Annotated in this window: 11 protein-coding genes and 1 pseudogene; 9 read left to right on the top strand and 3 right to left on the bottom strand. The window is 70.2% G+C overall.

What is annotated here, in order from left to right:
* Positions 1 to 73 precede the first annotated feature (73 nt).
* The 9 genes and pseudogenes from OHT51_RS07420 to OHT51_RS07380 all read left to right on the top strand — a co-directional run bounded on the left by OHT51_RS07420 (position 74) and on the right by OHT51_RS07380 (position 12,929).
* The gene (locus OHT51_RS07420; RefSeq protein WP_328878096.1) at positions 74 to 3,790 is read left to right on the top strand and encodes a ThuA domain-containing protein; all 3,717 of its coding nucleotides are present in this window, start codon (positions 74 to 76) and stop codon (positions 3,788 to 3,790) included.
* Positions 3,791 to 3,874: 84 nt separating this feature from the next.
* A pseudogene (locus tag OHT51_RS07415) lies at positions 3,875 to 4,990 on the top strand (inositol-3-phosphate synthase); the annotation flags it as partial.
* Between the two features lie 370 nt (positions 4,991 to 5,360).
* Positions 5,361 to 6,416 carry an SCO3242 family prenyltransferase gene (locus tag OHT51_RS07410; RefSeq protein WP_328878095.1) on the top strand — a complete coding sequence of 352 codons (1,056 nt, stop codon included), beginning with the start codon at positions 5,361 to 5,363 and terminating at the stop codon, positions 6,414 to 6,416.
* Positions 6,413 to 7,378, top strand: a complete 966-nt coding sequence (locus OHT51_RS07405; protein WP_328878094.1) for a sugar phosphate isomerase/epimerase family protein — start codon at positions 6,413 to 6,415, stop codon at positions 7,376 to 7,378. Before OHT51_RS07410 ends, OHT51_RS07405 begins: the two co-directional genes overlap by 4 nt.
* Positions 7,375 to 8,193, top strand: a complete 819-nt coding sequence (locus OHT51_RS07400) for an EboA domain-containing protein (RefSeq protein WP_328878093.1) — start codon at positions 7,375 to 7,377, stop codon at positions 8,191 to 8,193. The genes OHT51_RS07405 and OHT51_RS07400 overlap by 4 nt, the downstream gene beginning before the upstream one ends.
* Complete coding sequence (locus tag OHT51_RS07395; protein WP_328878092.1) at positions 8,193 to 9,083, top strand: TatD family hydrolase; 891 nt, start codon at positions 8,193 to 8,195, stop codon at positions 9,081 to 9,083. Before OHT51_RS07400 ends, OHT51_RS07395 begins: the two co-directional genes overlap by 1 nt.
* 3 nt (positions 9,084 to 9,086) lie before the next feature.
* Positions 9,087 to 10,256 (top strand): metabolite traffic protein EboE, encoded by a 1,170-nt coding sequence (gene eboE / locus OHT51_RS07390; protein WP_328878091.1) that lies wholly within the window; start codon positions 9,087 to 9,089, stop codon positions 10,254 to 10,256.
* Complete coding sequence (locus OHT51_RS07385; RefSeq protein ID WP_328878090.1) at positions 10,253 to 11,749, top strand: nucleotide pyrophosphatase/phosphodiesterase family protein; 1,497 nt, start codon at positions 10,253 to 10,255, stop codon at positions 11,747 to 11,749. Before eboE ends, OHT51_RS07385 begins: the two co-directional genes overlap by 4 nt.
* 115 nt (positions 11,750 to 11,864) lie before the next feature.
* Positions 11,865 to 12,929, top strand: a complete 1,065-nt coding sequence (locus tag OHT51_RS07380; RefSeq protein WP_328878089.1) for a sugar phosphate isomerase/epimerase family protein — start codon at positions 11,865 to 11,867, stop codon at positions 12,927 to 12,929.
* A 64-nt stretch (positions 12,930 to 12,993) separates the two neighbouring features.
* Here OHT51_RS07380 and OHT51_RS07375 read toward each other — a convergent pair whose 3' ends face one another.
* From OHT51_RS07375 to OHT51_RS07365, 3 genes are all read right to left on the bottom strand, one after another.
* Positions 12,994 to 14,400 carry an OFA family MFS transporter gene (locus OHT51_RS07375; protein WP_328878088.1) on the bottom strand — a complete coding sequence of 469 codons (1,407 nt, stop codon included), beginning with the start codon at positions 14,398 to 14,400 and terminating at the stop codon, positions 12,994 to 12,996.
* Position 14,401: 1 nt separating this feature from the next.
* Entirely contained in the window at positions 14,402 to 15,790 is a 1,389-nt protein-coding gene (locus OHT51_RS07370) for an OFA family MFS transporter (protein WP_328878087.1), read from the bottom strand.
* Between the two features lie 121 nt (positions 15,791 to 15,911).
* A complete protein-coding gene (locus OHT51_RS07365) occupies positions 15,912 to 18,056 on the bottom strand; it encodes an acetate--CoA ligase family protein (protein WP_328878086.1) in 2,145 nt (714 codons plus the stop codon).
* Between the last annotated feature and the right edge of the window lie 2 nt (positions 18,057 to 18,058).

Raw genomic sequence — 18,058 nt, 5'->3', positions numbered from 1 at the left:
GGCGCACCCCGGCGCCCGCACCGCACGTCTTCGCACCCACCCCGTACGGCCCACCCGTTCCCGGAGGGACTTCGTGCACAGAACCAGACTCCGCAGCACCCGCACCCCGCGCCCCAGACTTCGCACCGCCGTCGCCCTGTTCACCGGCCTGCTCCTGGCCGTCGGCGCCCCGGCGACCGTCGCCGGCGCCCACCCCGGCCATCCGGAACACGACGAACCGGCGGCCGAGGGCCAGTTCCAGCAGGTCCCGCTCGCCAAGGGCGAACCCGAGATGGGCGAGCCGATGTCGCTCGCCGTGCTCCCGGACCGCAGCGTGCTGCACACCTCACGCGACGGCACACTGCGCCTCACCGACCAGGGCGGCGTCACCAAGGTCGCCGGCAAGATCCCCGTCTACAGCCACGACGAGGAGGGCCTGCAGGGCGTCGGCATCGACCCGGACTTCAAGAACAACCGGGCGATCTACCTCTACTACGCCCCGCCGCTCGACACCCCCGCGGGCGACGCCCCGGAGACCGGCACCGCCGAGGAGTTCAAGAAGTTCGACGGCGTCAACCGCCTCTCCCGGTTCGTGCTCAACTCCAACGGCACACTCGACATGGCCAGCGAGAAGAAGGTTCTGGACGTCGCGGCCTCTCGCGGCACCTGCTGCCACGTCGGCGGCGACATCGACTTCGACGCGGCCGGCAACCTCTATCTGTCGACCGGCGACGACACCAACCCCTTCGCCTCCGACGGCTACACGCCGATCGACGACCGCGAGGGCCGCAACCCCGCCTTCGACGCCCGCCGCAGCGCCGGCAACACCAACGACCTGCGCGGCAAGCTCCTGCGCATCAAGGTCGCCGAGGACGGCTCGTACACCGTCCCGGAGGGCAACCTCTTCGCCCCGGGCACCGAGAAGACCCGTCCCGAGATCTACGCGATGGGCTTCCGCAACCCGTTCCGGATGAGCGTCGACGACAAGACCGGCATCGTGTACGTGGGCGACTACGGCCCCGACGCGGGCGCCGCCGACCCGAACCGGGGTCCGGCGGGACAGGTCGAGTTCGCCAAGGTCACCAAGGCGGCCAACTTCGGCTGGCCGTTCTGCACGGGGAACAACGATGCCTACCTCGACTACGACTTCGCCACCGGCACCTCCGGCGAGAAGTTCGACTGCGCCGCCCCGAAGAACACGTCGCCCTACAACACCGGCCTCACCGACCTGCCACCCGCGCAGGCCGCGTGGATCCCGTACGACGGCGGCTCCGTGCCCGAGTTCGGCAGCGGCTCCGAGTCCCCGATGGCGGGCCCGGTGTACCGCTACGACCCCGACCTCGACTCCAAGGTGAAGTTCCCCGAGGCCTACGACGGCGACTTCTTCGCGGGTGAGTTCGGCCGCCGCTGGATCAAGCGGATCGAGCAGAACGAGGACGGCTCCGTCGCGAAGATCAACGACTTCCCGTGGACCGGCACCCAGATCATGGACATGGAGTTCGGCCCCGACGGCGCCCTCTACGTCCTCGACTACGGCATCTCCTGGTTCCAGGGCGACGAGCACTCCGCGCTGTACCGGATCGAGAACGCCGAGGACGGCTTCTCGCCGATCGCCGAGGTGAGCGCCGACAAGACGTCCGGAGCGGCCGGACTGAAGGTCGCCTTCACGGCCACCGCCAAGGACGCCGACTCCCCGGACCTCACCTACAGCTGGGACTTCGGCGACGGCACCAAGGGCGAGGGCCTCAAGCCCACCCACCGGTACAAGAAGGTCGGCACCTACACCGCCACCTTCACCGCCAAGGACCCCGAGGGCAACACCGGCAACGCCAGCGCCCGGATCGTGGTCGGCAACACCGAGCCCAAGGTGAAGATCGACATCCCGGGCAACGGTGCTCTGGCCGAGTTCGGCAAGCCCGTGCCGTTCAAGGTGACCGTCACCGACCCCGAGGAGACCGTCGACTGTTCCAAGGTCAAGGTCGCCTACAGCCTCGGCCACGACTCCCACGCCCACGAGCTGACCAGCGAGATGGGCTGCGAGGGCACCCTGACGCCGCCCGCCGGTGACGGCGGCCACGACCCCAACGCCAACATCTACGGCGTCGTCGGCGCCAGCTACACCGACGGCGGCGCGAACGGCCAGGAGGCGCTCACCGGCACCGCCCGCACCGTCCTCCAGCCGCTGCACCGCCAGGGCGAGCACTTCGGCGCCCAGTCGGGCGTGACGGTGATCGACAAGACCGGCGCCAACGGCGGCAAGACCGTCGGCAACATCGACGACGGCGACTGGATCTCCTTCAGCCCCTACCGGTTCGACGGGCAGAAGAAGATGACCGTACGGGCCTCCTCCGGCGGCGCGGGCGGCTTCATCGAACTGCGCACCGGCTCCCCCGACGGACCGCTGCACGGCTCGGCCTACATCCCGCCGACCGGCGGCTGGGAGACCTTCCAGAACGTCGACGTGCCGCTGCGGTCGCTGCCCAAGGGCACCACGGAGATCTACCTGGTCTTCAAGGGCGGCGAGGGCGCGCTCTACGACGTGGACGACTTCGAGTTCTCCAAGCAGCCGTTCAAGGGCGGCAAGAAGGTCCTGGTCTTCTCCAAGACCGCCGGCTTCCGGCACGACTCCATCCCGGCCGGCATCGCCGCCCTGAAGGAGCTCGGCGCCCCGGCCGGCATCACGGTCGACGCGACCGAGGAGGCCCGGCAGTTCACCACGACCAACCTCGCCAAGTACGACGCGGTGGCTTTCCTGTCCACCACTGGTGACGTGCTGAGCGCCGAGCAGCAGCAGGCGTTCGAGAACTACGTCAAGAACGGCGGCGGTTACATGGGCATCCACGCCGCCGCCGACACCGAGTACGAGTGGGAGTTCTACGGCGGCCTCGTCGGCGCCTACTTCGACTCGCACCCAGCCATCCAGAAGGCCACCGTACGCGTCGAGGACCACGACCACCCCTCGACCGCGCACCTCGGCGACGCCTGGGAGCGCACCGACGAGTGGTACAACTACCGCACCAACCCGCGTGATCAGGCCAAGGTCCTCGCCACCCTGGACGAGACCACCTACCAGGGCGGGAACATGAAGGGCGACCACCCGATCGCCTGGTGCCAGAGCTACGGCGGCGGCCGGTCCTTCTACACCGGTGGCGGCCACACCAAGGAGTCCTACGCCGAGGAGGCCTTCCGGGCCCACCTGCTCGGCGGTCTGCAGTACGCCACCGGCCAGGTCAAGGCGGACTGCAAGCCGAGCAAGGACTACCGGAAGATCTTCAACGGCCAGACCCTGGAAGGCTGGAAGCAGGCCGGCCCCGGCAAGTTCAACGTCAAGGACGGCACCCTGGAGACCGATGGCGGCATGGGTCTGCTCTGGTACCAGGCCAAGGACCTGAAGTCGTACTCCCTCAAGCTCGACTGGAAGATGCAGGGCGACGACAACTCCGGGATCTTCGTGGGCTTCCCGGCCTCCGACGACCCCTGGTCCGCGGTGAACAAGGGCTACGAGATCCAGATCGACGCCACGGACGCGCCCGAGCGCACCACGGGCTCCGTCTACTCGTTCAAGTCGGCGAACATCCAGGCCCGTGACCAGGTCCTGCGTCCGCCCGGCCAGTGGAACTCCTACGAGATCAAGGTCCAGGGCGAACGCCTCCAGGTGTTCCTCAACGGAGTCAAGATCAACGACTTCACCAACAAGGACCCCGAGCGGAGCCTGACCGACGGTCACATCGGCCTCCAGAACCACGGTGCCGACGACCAGGTCTCCTTCCGCAACATCCAGTTGAAGGAACTGCCCACCACGGGCGGCTGAGCGGCGGCGGGCGGGGGACGCCGGACCCCCGCCCGCCGTCTTTGTCCCTCCCCCCGGGGTTCGCGCACGACAAGGAGGCTGCCCATGTCCGCGTCCCTCTCCCGACCGCGTGTGGGAGTGTGGCTGATCGGAGCCCGAGGCTCCGTCGCCACCACCGTCGTCACGGGGTGCGCCGCCGTCACCGCGGGACTGCACCCGCCCACCGGCATGGTGAGCGAGACCCCGGCGTTCACCGACAGCGGCCTGCCCGCCCTGTCCGACCTCGTCTTCGGCGGCCACGACACCCTCGACTGCCCCCTGCCCAAACGCGCCGAGACCCTGACCGCCGGCGGCGTCCTCCCACCCGGCGTCGCCACCGCCGTGGCGGCCGAACTCGCCGCCGCCGACCGGGAGATCAGGCCCGGAGGCCCCGCCCCGGGCGACACCAGGAGCGAGGCGGAACTGATCACGGCCTTCGCCGATGACATAAGCGACTTCATGCACCGCCATGAACTGGAGCGGGCCGTGGTGGTCAACGTCGCCTCCACCGAACCCGCGTCCCAGGGGCCCGGCGCCCCGCTGCCGGCCAGCACCTTGTACGCGCTGGCGGCCCTGCGCGCGGGCTGCCCCTACGTCAACTTCACCCCCTCCGAGGGCATCCACCACCCCGTCGCCGCCCGCGAGGCGGAGCGGAGCGGCCTGCCGTACGCCGGCCGGGACGGCAAGACCGGACAGACCCTGCTGCGGGCCGTGCTGGGCCCGATGTTCGCGCAGCGGGCGCTCGCCGTCCGCGCCTGGTCCGGCACCAACCTGCTGGGCGGCGGCGACGGCGCCGCCCTCGCCGACCCGGCCGCCGCCGCGGCGAAGAACGCCGGCAAGGAACGCGTCCTCGCCGACACCCTCGGCACCGTCCCCGAGGGCGAGGTGCACATCGACGACGTCCCGGCCCTCGGCGACTGGAAGACCGCCTGGGACCACATCGCGTTCGACGGCTTCCTGGGCACCCGCATGATCCTCCAGACCATCTGGCAGGGCTGCGACTCGGCCCTCGCAGCCCCCCTGGTCCTGGACCTCGCCCGCCTCACGACCCGCGCCCACGAAGCCGGCCTGACCGGCCCGCTCGGCGCCCTCGGCTTCTACTTCAAGGACCCGATGGGGGACGGACCGGCGAGCTTGGGAGAGCAGTACGCAGCACTGGTGGGCCTGGGGGAGCGGCTCCGCCGGGCGGGTGCCGACGAGACCGCCCTGGGGGCCGGGCACGACGGGGCGGTTGAGGGGGCTGAGGCTCGGGGTGCTGGTCTGCGCAGGTCCGTTGAGGGGGCTGCGGCTCGGAGTGCCGGTCTGCGTAGGCGGGTTGAAGGGGCCGCGGCTCGGGGTGCTGGACTGCGCGGGTCCGTTGAGGAGGCCGCGGTAGGGAGCGCCGGGCACCAGGGTTCGGCCGAGGTGGCTGCCGCACGGGGCGGCGGTCCGTGCGGGTCGGCCGAGGAGGCTGCGGTGCGAGGCGCCGTTCTGTGTGGGTCCGCTGAGGACGCTGCGCCACAGGGCGGCGATCCGCGCGAGTCCGCCGCGGAGGCCGCCGAACGGGCCGTCGATGCGCGTGAGCCCGCTCCGGGGAGCGGCCGTGAGCGGTAGCCGCGCCTGGGCCGAACTCCTGCGGCTGCCCGCCCTGTTCACCGTCCCCGGCGACGCGCTCAGCGGCGCCGTCGCCGCCGGGGGCCGGCCCAACCCCCGCACCCTGCTCGCCATCGGATGCTCCCTCTGCCTCTACGAGGCCGGCATGGCCCTCAACGATTGGGCGGACCGCGCGGAGGATGCCGTCGAACGCCCTCACCGCCCCCTGCCCTCCGGCCGCATCCGACCGTCCTCCGCCCTCACCGCGGCCTGCGTCCTGACCGCCGCCGGGCTCGGCCTGGCCGCCAGGGCCGGACGCCCCGCCCTGGCGGTGGCCGCGCCCCTGGCCGCCACCGTCTGGGCCTACGACCTCGCCCTGAAGCACACGCCTGCCGGCCCCGTGGCCATGGCCGCCGCTCGCGGTCTCGACCATCTCCTCGGCGCCGCCACCACCGGCCGACCTCAGCAGGCACTGCCCTCTGCCGCCCTCCTCGGCACCCACACCCTCGCCGTGACGACCGTCTCCCGCCGGGAGACCCAGGGCGGCACGTCCCTGCCACCCCTGGCCGCCCTTGCCGCGACAGCCACCCTCACCGGGCTCGTGGCACGCGGCGCACGCGGAACACGGCGAGCCGGGTCGACGGGCGCCGGCAAAAGGACGGCCACCGCCACCGCCACTGGCACCGGCATGGGCACCACCACTGGTACCGGCACCGGCATCGCCACCCGTGCCGGCACGGCAATCGCCGCCGGACGCCGGACGCTCGCGCCCGACAGGCCCGGCTTCACGCTCGACGTAGCCCTGCGCACCGCCCTGGCCATCGCCTACGCCGCCACCGCCGGCCGCCGCTACACCCACGCCGTGCTCAACCCCTCACCGCCCCTGACCCAGCGAGCCGTCGGCGGCGGTGTCCGCGCCACCATCCCGCTCCAGGCGGCGCTCGCGGCCCGCGCCGGATCCGCGCTCACCGCCGTGGCCATCGCCGCGCTCGCTCCGCTCGGACGGAAGTACGCGAAGAAGGTGAGCGTCACATGAGCCCTCGGCCGCACCCGTGGCGGGACAACGGCGAACCGCCCTCCCCTCGCGTCCCCCTCCGCTTCGGTTACGGCACCAACGGCCTCGCCGACGTCCGTCTCGACGACGCTCTCGCCCTCCTCGCCGACCTCGGCTATGACGGCGTCGGCCTGACGCTCGACCACATGCACCTCGACCCCCTCGCCCCGGACCTCGCCGCCCGCACCCGCCGCCTTGCACAACGCCTGGACGCGCTCGGTCTGGACGTCACCGTGGAGACGGGCGCCCGCTATGTGCTCGACCCGCGCCGCAAGCACGGCCCCTCCCTGCTGGACCCCGACCCGGACGACCGTGCCCGCCGCGTCGACCTGCTGATCCGCGCCGTCCGGGTCGCCGCCGACCTCGGCGCCCACGCCGTCCACTGCTTCAGCGGCATCACGCCCGCCGGCACCGGTCCCGACACGGCCTGGGACCGTCTCGCCGAGGCACTCACCCCGGTCCTGGACGCCGCCACCACCGCCGGCGTCCCCCTCGCCGTCGAACCCGAACCCGGCCACCTCCTCGCCACCCTCGCCGACTTCCACCGACTCCGCCGCACCCTCGGCGACCCGGACCACCTTGGCCTCACCCTCGACATCGGCCACTGCCAGTGCCTCGAACCCCTCTCTCCCGCCGACTGCATACGCGCCGTCGCCCCCTGGCTCCGGCACGTCCAGATCGAGGACATGCGCCGCGGCATCCATGAACACCTCCCCTTCGGCGACGGCGAGATCGACTTCCCACCCGTCCTCGCGGCCCTCGCCGCCACCGGATACCAAGGCCTGACCGTCGTCGAACTGCCCCGCCACTCCCACGCGGGCCCCCACTTCGCCGAACTCTCCCTCCCGTTCCTCCGCAGCGCCGAGGCCACGGCCCTCAGATCTCCCCTCCCTGTCCCCTCGCACGGCGATCCCTCCGCCACCCCTGAAGGGAGCACCTCATGACCCAGCCCCGCATCAGCCCGGCGACCCCGGGCGCGGACACCGAGAGCCACCCGCCCACGAACCCCCGGGCCGACACGGAACCGCCCACGAACCCCCGGGCCGACACGGAACCCCGGCGCGACACCGTGCAGCAGTCCCGTCCCGTGGCCACGGCCCTCGCCCTGACCCCGCCCGCCGAGTTGCGCGGCCAGGTCACCGCCCACCTCGACGCCACCGGCCGTGGCTGGCTGCACCGTGCCCTCGACGAGGCCGCTGCCCACCCGGGCACCCACGGGCCCATCTCCGTCTGGGAGTTGCGCATCGCCGAGGCCAGTCGCCGCTGCGGTTCCGAGCACGCCGATGCCGCCCGCGTCCTCATCCTGCACGCGGCCGGCGCCGACACCGACGCCCTCACGCGGGTCTACTTCCAGGGCACCGCCGCCGAACGCCGCGCCGTCCTGCACGCGCTGCCCCACCTAGTGCCCGGCCCCGAGGCCCTCCCTCTCGTCGAGGACGCCCTGCGCACCAACGACACGAGCCTCCTCGCCGCCGCCGTCGGCCCTTACGCCGCCCGGCACCTCGACGCTCACCAGTGGCGCCACGCCGTCCTGAAGTGCCTGTTCACCGGTGTGCCGGTCGACACGGTCGCCGAACTGGACCGTCGTGCCCGCGACGATGCGGAACTCGCCCGCATGCTCGGCGACTACGCGGCCGAACGCACCGCCGCAGGCCGTCCGGTCCCCGAGGATCTGGACCGCGTCCTGACCCTGACCGATCCCACGGCCACAACGCCGGCCCCCCACGGCCCCCGCGGCACCGACGGCAAGGAGTCCTGATGCGCCTCTTCGACCCCCACATCCACATGACGTCGCGCACCACCGACGACTACGAGGCCATGCACGCCGCCGGCGTCCGCGCCGTCGTCGAGCCCTCCTTCTGGCTCGGCCAGCCCCGCACCTCTCCGGCCTCCTTCCTCGACTACTTCGACTCCCTCCTCGGCTGGGAGCCCTTCCGCGCCGCCCAGTACGGCATCGCCCACCACTGCACGCTCGCCCTCAACCCCAAGGAGGCGAACGACCCGCGCTGTGTCCCCGTCCTCGACGAACTGCCCCGCTATCTCGTCAAGGACCAGGTCGTCGCCGTCGGCGAGATCGGCTACGACTCGATGACCCCTGCCGAGGACACCGCCCTCGCCGCCCAGCTCCAGCTCGCCGCCGCACACGAACTGCCCGCACTCGTCCACACCCCGCACCGAGACAAGCTGGCGGGCCTGCGTCGCACCCTCGACGTAGTCCGGGAGTCCGTACTGCCCCCGGACCGCGTCCTGGTCGACCACCTCAACGAGACCACGGTCAAGGAGGCCAAGGACAGCGGCTGCTGGCTCGGCTTCTCCGTCTATCCCGACACCAAGATGGACGAGGAGCGGATGGTCGCGATCCTCCGCGAGTACGGACCCGAGCAGGTGCTGGTGAACTCCGCCGCCGACTGGGGCAGGAGCGACCCCTTGAAGACCCGCAAGGTGGCCGACCTGATGCTCGCCGAAGGCTTCGGCGAGGATGACGTCGACCAGGTGCTGTGGCGCAACCCCGTCGCCTTCTACGGACTCAGCGGCCGTCTCACCCTGGACGTCACGACCCCGGAGACGACCCACGAGGGCAACTCCATCCTCCGCGGCGCCCCGAAGGACCCCCGGGAATCGGCCGCCGCCCCGGCCCCGGGGGCGTGACCCATGCGCTTCCGCCACCCCGACGGCTCCACCGTCCACCTCGCCTACTGCACCAACGTCCACCCGGCCGAGACCCTCGACGGTGTCCTTGCCCAACTCCGCGACCACTGCGAACCCGTCCGCCGACGGCTCGGCCGCGACCGGCTCGGCATCGGCCTGTGGCTCGCCAAGGACGCCGCACACGCCCTCGTCACCGACCCGTCCGCCCTGCGCGGTCTGCGGACGGAACTCGACAGACGCGGTCTCGAGGTCGTCACCCTCAACGGCTTCCCGTATGAAGGCTTCGGTGCCGAAGAGGTCAAGTACCGCGTCTACAAGCCGGACTGGACCGACCCCGAGCGCCTCGACCACACCACCGCCCTGGCCCGGGTCCTCGCCGGTCTGCTCCCCGACGACGTCACTGAAGGCAGCATCTCCACACTGCCCCTCGCCTGGCGCACCGTCTATGACGGGCGCGGTGCCGAGGCCGCCCGCACCGCCCTGCTCACGCTCGCTCAACGTCTCGATGCCTTGCGGGAGTTGACCGGCCGTGACATCCGCGTCGGCCTCGAACCCGAGCCCGGCTGCACCGTCGAGACCACCGGCGATGCGATCGCCCCACTCACCGCGATCGGCCACGACCGCATCGGCATCTGCGTCGACACCTGTCACCTCGCCACCTCCTTCGAAGACCCGCACACCGCGCTGGACACGCTCGCCGAAGCCGGCGTTCCCGTCGTCAAGTCCCAGCTCTCGGCCGCCCTGCACGCCGAACACCCCCATCTCCCCGAGGTTCGCGAGGCACTCGCCGCCTTCGACGAGCCCCGCTTCCTGCACCAGACCCGCACCGCCACCGCCGCCGGCCTGCGCGGTACCGACGACCTGGGCGAGGCGCTCAAGAGCGACGCCCTGCCCGACGCCTCTCCGTGGCGCGCCCACTTCCATGTCCCGCTCCACGCGGCCCCCGCCGCGCCCCTCACCTCCACACTCCCCGTACTCAAGGCCGCGCTGACCCGCCTGGTCGGCGGACCGCACCCGCTCACCCGCCATCTCGAGGTCGAGACCTACACCTGGCAGGCACTCCCGGCCGAGCTGCGACCCCGTGCCCGCAGTCAGCTCGCCGACGGCATCGCCGCCGAACTCACCCTGGTCCGCGACCTGTTGACGGACCTCGGCCTGAAGGAGCTGCCATGACCGAGCAACCGGAGGCTGCGCGGACCGAGCGACCGGAAACCGCAAGTTCCGAACGACCGGACCCGGCAGTCCCGACCACCGGTCAAGCACCCCTGGCGCAGGACGTCACCGTCGCGCGCCGACCCACCCCTCTCCTCGTCCTCGACATCGTCGGCCTCACCCCCCGCCTCCTCGACCACATGCCCCATCTCAAGACCCTCGCCCAGTCCGGCTCCCACGCGCCGCTGGGCACCGTCCTGCCCGCTGTCACCTGCGCCGCCCAGTCCACGTTCCTGACCGGCACCCACCCGGCGGAGCACGGCATCGTCGGCAACGGCTGGTACTTCCGCGACCTCGGCGACGTACTCCTGTGGCGCCAGCACAACGGACTGGTCGCCGGTGACAAACTCTGGGACGCAGCCCGCCGTGCCCACCCCGGCTACACCGTCGCCAACATCTGCTGGTGGTACGCGATGGGCGCCGACACCGACATCACCGTCACCCCCCGTCCGATCTACTACTCCGACGGCCGCAAGGAACCCGACTGCTACACCCGGCCGCCCGCCCTGCACGACGAACTCACCGAGAAGCTGGGTACCTTCCCGCTCTTCCACTTCTGGGGCCCCGGCGCCGACCTCGTCTCCAGCCGCTGGATCATCGACGCGACCCGTCACATCCTCCGCACCCGGCACCCCGACCTGGCCCTCTGCTACCTCCCTCACCTCGACTACGACCTGCAGCGCTTCGGCCCCGACGACCCGCGCTCGCTGAAGGCGGCCGCCGACCTGGACAGGGCCATGGCCCCGCTCCTGGACGACGCCCGAGCGGAGGGCCGTACCGTGGTCGCACTCTCCGAATACGGCATCACTCGCGCGGACCGACCCGTGGACATCAACCGGACCCTGCGGCGGGCAGGCCTGCTGGAGGTACACACCCAGGACGGCATGGAGTACCTCGACCCGATGGCGTCACGCGCCTTCGCCGTCGCCGACCACCAGATCGCGCACGTCTACGTACGCCGGCCGGAAGACCTAGACGAGACCCGGGCTGCACTGGACGGCCTGCCCGGCATCGAGCAACTCCTCGACGACGAGGGCAAGAAAGCCCACCATCTCGACCATCCGCGCTCCGGCGAGCTCGTCGCCGTCGCGGAGCCGGACGCCTGGTTCACGTACTACTACTGGCTGGACGACGCCCGCGCGCCCGACTTCGCGCGACTCGTCGAGATCCACCGCAAACCCGGCTACGACCCGGTCGAACTCTTCATGGATCCTCTCGACCCCTACGTCAAGGTCAAGGCGGCTACCGCGCTGGCCCGTAAGAAACTCGGCATGCGTTACCGCATGGCGGTCGTCCCTCTGGATCCGTCACCTATTCGCGGCAGCCACGGCCGCCTTCCTGCGAGCGACGACGACGGTCCGCTCCTCATCTGCTCCACCCCCCGCGCTGTCGGCGACCGCATCGCGGCCACCGATGTGAAGTCACTCCTGCTCCAACTCGCCGGTCTCGGCTGACGGATCAGGGCCGGCACACACCAACTCGCCGGTCCCGTCGACCCGTCTCTTCCGACTGGTCACAAGTGAAGCACTCACCACTGACAACGGCCTTCGATCACAGGGAGTTCCAGGCATGAGCCGCATTTCCCAGACGGACCCCGAACTCACCCACCGCCTCACCAGACGAGGCATGCTCGGCGTCGCGGCGGGCACCACGGCCGCCGCGCTGCTGGGCGCCGCCGCAGCGCCCGCGACCGCCGCACCGGACACCGCATCCGCACCGGCTTCCGCCGACCGCGGTCACGGGCATGGCCGCGGCCGTCCCGTTCTCCCGCCCGGCCGCCTCGGCATCCAGCTCTACAGCCTGCGCGACAAGGTCTCCACGCTCGGCTTCGCCCCCGTCTTCGCGGAACTGGAGAAGTACGGCTACGACGAGGTCGAGTTCGCCGGCTACACCCAGGGCTCGGCCGGCCCGATCACCCTCGCCCAGCTCAAGCGGCTGGCGCGGAACCACGGCCTGAATCCGATCGGCAGCCACGTCGGCTACTACTCCGACGACCCGGGCGCCTACACCTTCGCCCAGAACCTCACCAAGGTCCTCGACGACGCCCAGGCCCTCGGCCTGAAGCACATAGGTACCGCCTCCGGGCCGTTCCGCTACGGCTCCACCGTCGACGCCTGGAAGCGCGCCGCCGAGGAGTTCAACACCTACGGCGCGGCGGCGAGGGCGCGCGGTATGAAGTTCTACCAGCACAACCACTCCGAGGAGTTCTCCTTCGCCACCGACAACCCCAAGGTCCGTCTCTACGACGTGCTGCTCGCCGAGACCGACCCCGACCTCGTCTTCCTGGAGATGGACATCTTCTGGGCGTACTCGGGCCAGTTCCGCTTCTCGAAGCGGCCCGACGGCTCGGCCGCTCCCTTCGAGCCGCTCGACTACGTGCTGAAGCAGCCGCACCGCTACCCGCTCTTCCACGTCAAGGACGGTGTGAGCGACCCGTCCAACCAGTACGGCTACGACATGGTCGACGTCGGCGACGGCGACATCGACTACAAGCGGTTCATCTCCGCCGTGACGAAGCTGCGCGGTCAGCGATTCGCCCATCACTGGCAAGCGGAACACGACAACCCGACCGAGTCCCTCACGTTCGCACGCCGTTCGAGCGAGCATCTCCATTCGCTGCGGGAGAAGTGCTGACCGTCATGACGACATGAGGAGGCCCTCCCCAGGACGGGGAGGGCCTCCTGTCGTTCGCGGTCTGTCAGCGTGCAGGATGCGGCATCGCGGTGCGGCCCGGCGCCGGGTTGCGGCCGGGCTGCCGCAACAGCAACGCGATTCCCGCCGCCACGATCGACACGCCGCCGGCGAGCGCGTACGCGCCGTCGTAGCCCCACGCCGCGACCACCATGGAGCCGAGGCCGCCGCCGAACAGGCCGCTGATGAGCTTGCCGCTGTAGACGAGGCCGTAGTTGGTTGCGTTGTAGTTCTCTCCGAAGTAGTCCGGGGTGAGCGCCGCGAAGAGCGGGTAGAACGCGCCGCCGCCGAACCCGGAGAGGAAGGCGAAGAACAGGAACAGCCACTCGCTTCTGACGTCGCCCGCCCAGATCACGCCGAACTGGGCGAGGCCCAGGACGACGATCACGAACACCAGGGTCGATTTGCGTCCCCAGCGGTCGGACAGCCAGCCCACGACACCGCGGCCGATGCCGTTGATGACGGCCATCACGCCCATCGACGAGGCCGCGACGAGTGGGCCGAAGCCCACCTCCTTGGCGTAGTCGACCTGGAAGGAGATACCGAAGATCGAAACGCCGGCAGTCAGGACGATGGACAGCCACATCAGTGGGAGCATGCCTGTCCTGATGGCCTCCCGGGGCGTGTACTGCTTCACCGCCGGAGGGTTCTTGGCCAGGCTCACCGCGTTCTTCCGGTCGCCCGTGTACCTCAGTGGATCGATGTCGGCGGGCCACCAGTTCTTCGGGGGGTCCTTGAAGAAGAACGCGGATCCGAGAACGACGATCATGATGTAGCAGCCGATCAGGTCCAGCACCCGGTGATAGTTCGCGGTGTCGAACCCGTAGTTGAAGATGAAGATGAACGGCAGAGATCCGTACGCGAACCCGCCATTGACGAACCCGGTCCGGGCGCCGCGCCGCTCGGGGAACCACTTGCCGACCATGTTGATGCAGGTCGCGTAGATCAGGCCGGCGCCGATGCCGCCGATGACGCCGAATCCGAGGATCGCGAGCCAGACGTTTCCCAGGTGCGACAGGGCGAGGAACCCCAGCAGGCACATGCCGGAGCCGATGTACATGGCGGTGCGGGCCGTCAGGATGCCCTTCTCCCGCAGCCAGCCCGCCGGGAAGGCGATGCCGGCCTGGAAGAACACCCAGACGCTGAGGATCCAGAAGGTGTTGCTCTGCGTCCAGCCGTGCGCGTGGGACAGGGTGTCCTCCGCGGAGCCGTACGCGTATTCGAAGACGCTGATGGCCATCATGGCGATCCACGGGAGGTACACCATGAACTTGCGGGAGTGACCGAGGATGTCGCGGTCGGTCTCGCCGATGCGGTAGACGCGGCCTCCTGCGTCGGTCACCTCACGGTAGGGACGGTGTGCGGCGTCGGAGTGTGCTGATGAACTGCTTCCTGCGTACGGATCTGCCGTCATGTCAGGCCATGTCCTCGCCGAGCGGTCGTGGGTTGGCAACGATGCGGGTCTCGTCCTTGTCGCGTCCCGGTGGGCTGAGGAACAACGCCACACAGCCGGCGAAGAGGGAGATGGAGCCGGCCAGGATGAAGGCACCGGAGTGCCCCCAGGCGCTGACGACCACGGCACCCATGCCCGCGCCCAGGCCCGAGACGAGCTTGGCGCTGTAGACCATGCCGTAGTTGGAGGCGTTGTTGTTCTCGCCGAAGTAGTCGGCGGTGAGCGCCGCGAACATCGGGAAGATTGCGCCGCCGCCGAAGCCGGAGATCGCGGAGAAGATCAGGAACAGGGGGAGGTTCTTGCTCTCGGCCGACCAGAGGATGCCGTACTGGGCGAGGCCCAGGATGACGCACACGGCGAGCAGGCACCGCTTGCGGCCGTAGAGGTCGGAGAGCCAGCCGATCACGCCGCGGCCGGTCCCGTTGACGACCGCCTTCAAAGACATGGCCGTCGCGACGATGCCGCCCGCGAAACCGGCCTCCTCGCCGATGTCCACCTGGAAGGCGATACCGAAGATGTTCACGCCGGACGTGCACGCCAGACAGAACCACATCAGCGCCACCCGGCCGGTCTTCCATGCCTCGAGAGGGGTGTACTGGCGCACCGCGGGCGGGTTCATCCGCATCGAGCGGGCAGCACGCGGGTCCTTGGGAGGGTTGAGCGGGTCGATGTCCGCGGGCCACCAGTTCTTCGGCGGGTCCCTGAAGAAGAAACCGGCCACGCCCACCATCGCGGCGAGGAAGAGGCCGACCGAGACCAGCACCCAGCGGAAGTTGGTGAGGTCCATGTATCCGGTGAAGAGGAAGACGAAGGGCACCGAGCCGTAGGCGAAGCCGCCGTTGACGAATCCGGTCTTGCCGCCCTTGCGTTCCGGATACCACTTGCCGACCATGTTGACGCAGGTGGCGTAGACCATGCCGGCACCCATGCCGCTGAACATACTGAAGCCGATGTAGGCGACGACGACATGTGGTGCGTAGGCCAGCGAGAGATAGCCCAGCAGTGTGCCCGCCGCACCCAGCATCATGGCGAACCGAGCCGGGAGTTTGCCGGACTCACGCAGCTTGCCTGCCGGGAAGGCCACCGCGGCCTGGAAGAAGACCCAGACCGTCATCATCCAGAAGATATGGGCACTGGCCCAGTGGTGCGCGGTGTGCAGGGTGTCCTCGGCCGATGCGAACGCGTACTCGGCGGAGGAGATGCCCATCATGCCGATCCAGGGAAGGATCACCATCCACTTGCGCTTGCGACCCATGATGTCGATGTCGGACTCGCCCAAGCGGTAGACGCGTCCGTTCTTGTCGGTCACCTCCCGATAGGCGGCGACCCTTGGAACGTCGGTGGTTGTCACGTTAGTTGCACCCCTTGCGTCGAAAGTTCTGGCCAGCGCCCCCTGTCCAATGCCTTTCGTGCGCGCGCGGGTCCCGGGGCCGGCCGACGCGCACCGTCGGCCGGCCCCCCGTTGCCTCACCTCATGAACCGCCCCCCAACAGTCCGGCCGCCCGCGCCCACCGGTACTTGGCGCCGAGCACCGCCACCGGCTTCTCGGTCGTGTACGGGTACGCCACGACCCCGCGCTCGTACAGGTACTGGCAGGCCTCCTCGACCTCCACATCACCCGCGAGGGAGGCGACGACAGGCTTCTCTATGCCGCGCTCACGGAATTCGGCCACCACGCGCGCGGTGAGCTCCGCGAAGACCATCGGGGGAGTGACGATCGTGTGCCAGTAGCCCAGCACCAGCGCGTGGATGCGCGGATCCTCCAGACCGAGCCGGATCGTCGCCTCGTACGTCGACGGCGGCTCGCCCCCGGTGATGTCCACCGGGTTGCCCGCCGCCCCGAAGGGCGGGATGAACTTCCGGAAGGCCTCGTCCAGGTCCGGTGGGATCTCCATCAGGGACAGCCCGTTGTCGGTCACCGCGTCCGACAGCAGTACGCCGCTGCCGCCGGCCCCCGTGATGATCACGACGTTGTCGCCCTTGGGAGCGGGCAGGACCGGCAACCCGCGCGCGTACTCCAGCATGTCGTTGAGCCCGGGTGCCCGGATGACACCGGCCTGCTTGAGGATGTCCTCGTACACGGCGTCGTCGCCGGCGAGGGCTCCGGTGTGCGACCCGGCGGCCTTGGCACCCGCTGCCGTGCGGCCCGCCTTCAGAACCACGACCGGCTTCTTCGGTACGGTCGCCCGCGCGGCCTCGACGAACGCGCGCCCGTCCTTGAGGTCCTCCAGGTGCATCGCGATGCACTCGGTGTGCGGGTCCTCGCCGAACCAGGTCAGCAGGTCGTCCTCGTCCAGGTCCGACTTGTTGCCGAGGCCGACGATCGCCGACACGCCCGTCTTCGTGGTCCGCGCGAAGCCCAGGATGGCCATGCCGATGCCGCCGGACTGCGAGGTCAGCGCCACTCCGCCCTTGACGTCGTACGGCGTGCAGAACGTGGCGCACAGGTCCTGCCACGTCGAGTAGTAGCCGTAGATGTTCGGCCCGAGCAGCCGGACGCCGTGCCGCTCGGCGATGGCCACGATCTCCTCCTGGAGTTCGTGCTCACCGGTCTCCGCGAACCCGGAGGGAATCAGCACGGCGTTCGGGATCCCCTTGCGTCCCACCTCCTCCAGGGCCGAGGCCACGAACTTGGCGGGGATAGCGAAGACCGCCACATCCACCTCACCGGGAACGTCCGTCACACTCTTGTACGCCTTGCGGCCCAGAATGTCATCGGCCTTGGGGTTCACCGGATGGATGTCCCCGGCGAAACCACCGTCGATGAGGTTGCGCATGACCGAATTGCCGATCTTGCCCTGTTCGTTGGAGGCACCGATGACGGCGACCGACGACGGCTGCATCAGCCGGCGCATCGAGGTGAGGATCTCCTCGCGCGAGTAGCGGCGACGCGGTTTCGCGGGGGCTTCGGAGAGAATCACGCGGATGTCGGCCGCGACCGCCCCCTCCGCGGTCGCGATCACCGGGTTGAGGTCCACCTCTGCGATCTCCGGGAAGTCCGCCACGAGTTGCGAGACACGGCGGATCTGTTCGGCGACCGCCCACCGGTCCACGGCCGCCTGGCCGCGCACCCCGCGCAGGATCTCCGCCGCCCGGATCGAGTCGAGCATGGACAGCGCCTCGTCGGCGTCGACGGGCGCGAGGCGGAAGGTCACGTCCTTGAGGACCTCCACCAGCACTCCGCCGAGCCCGAAGGCGACGACCTTCCCGAACGTCGGGTCGGTGACCGCGCCCACGATGACCTCCTGCCCCTGCGGCAGCAGCTCCTGGACCTGCACGCCCTCGATGCGGGCATCCGCGTCGTACGCGCGGGCGTTGTCGATGATCTTGTGGAAGGCGGCCCGTACGTCCGTCGCGCCCTCGACCCCGACGATCACGCCGCCGGCGTCGGTCTTGTGCAGGATGTCCGGCGAGACGATCTTCATCACCACCGGCCCGCCGAAGCGCGCCGCGTACGCCACCGCCTCGTCGACGTCCGTCGCGAGCTCCTCGCCCGGTACGGCGATCCCGTACGCGTCGGCGATCACCTTGCCCTCGGGTGCGGTCAGCGCGGTACGTCCCTCGCCCCGCACCGAGTCGAGGAGCGTCCGCACCCTCAGGACGCGGTCTTCGGCCATCA

The organism is Streptomyces sp. NBC_00299, assembly GCF_036173045.1.
Taxonomy (GTDB): Bacteria; Actinomycetota; Actinomycetes; order Streptomycetales; family Streptomycetaceae; genus Streptomyces; species Streptomyces machairae.
This window is presented reverse-complemented; position numbering and strand designations above follow the sequence as displayed.

Coding starts and splice junctions, on each gene's coding strand:
- OHT51_RS07410 (WP_328878095.1), top strand. CDS start 5,361: ATGCGCGTGAGCCCGCTCCGGGGAGCGGCCGTGAGCGGTAGCCGCGCC.
- OHT51_RS07405 (WP_328878094.1), top strand. CDS start 6,413: ATGAGCCCTCGGCCGCACCCGTGGCGGGACAACGGCGAACCGCCCTCC.
- OHT51_RS07400 (WP_328878093.1), top strand. CDS start 7,375: ATGACCCAGCCCCGCATCAGCCCGGCGACCCCGGGCGCGGACACCGAG.
- OHT51_RS07395 (WP_328878092.1), top strand. CDS start 8,193: ATGCGCCTCTTCGACCCCCACATCCACATGACGTCGCGCACCACCGAC.
- eboE (WP_328878091.1), top strand. CDS start 9,087: ATGCGCTTCCGCCACCCCGACGGCTCCACCGTCCACCTCGCCTACTGC.
- OHT51_RS07385 (WP_328878090.1), top strand. CDS start 10,253: ATGACCGAGCAACCGGAGGCTGCGCGGACCGAGCGACCGGAAACCGCA.
- OHT51_RS07380 (WP_328878089.1), top strand. CDS start 11,865: ATGAGCCGCATTTCCCAGACGGACCCCGAACTCACCCACCGCCTCACC.
- OHT51_RS07375 (WP_328878088.1), bottom strand. CDS start 14,400: ATGACGGCAGATCCGTACGCAGGAAGCAGTTCATCAGCACACTCCGAC.
- OHT51_RS07365 (WP_328878086.1), bottom strand. CDS start 18,056: ATGGCCGAAGACCGCGTCCTGAGGGTGCGGACGCTCCTCGACTCGGTG.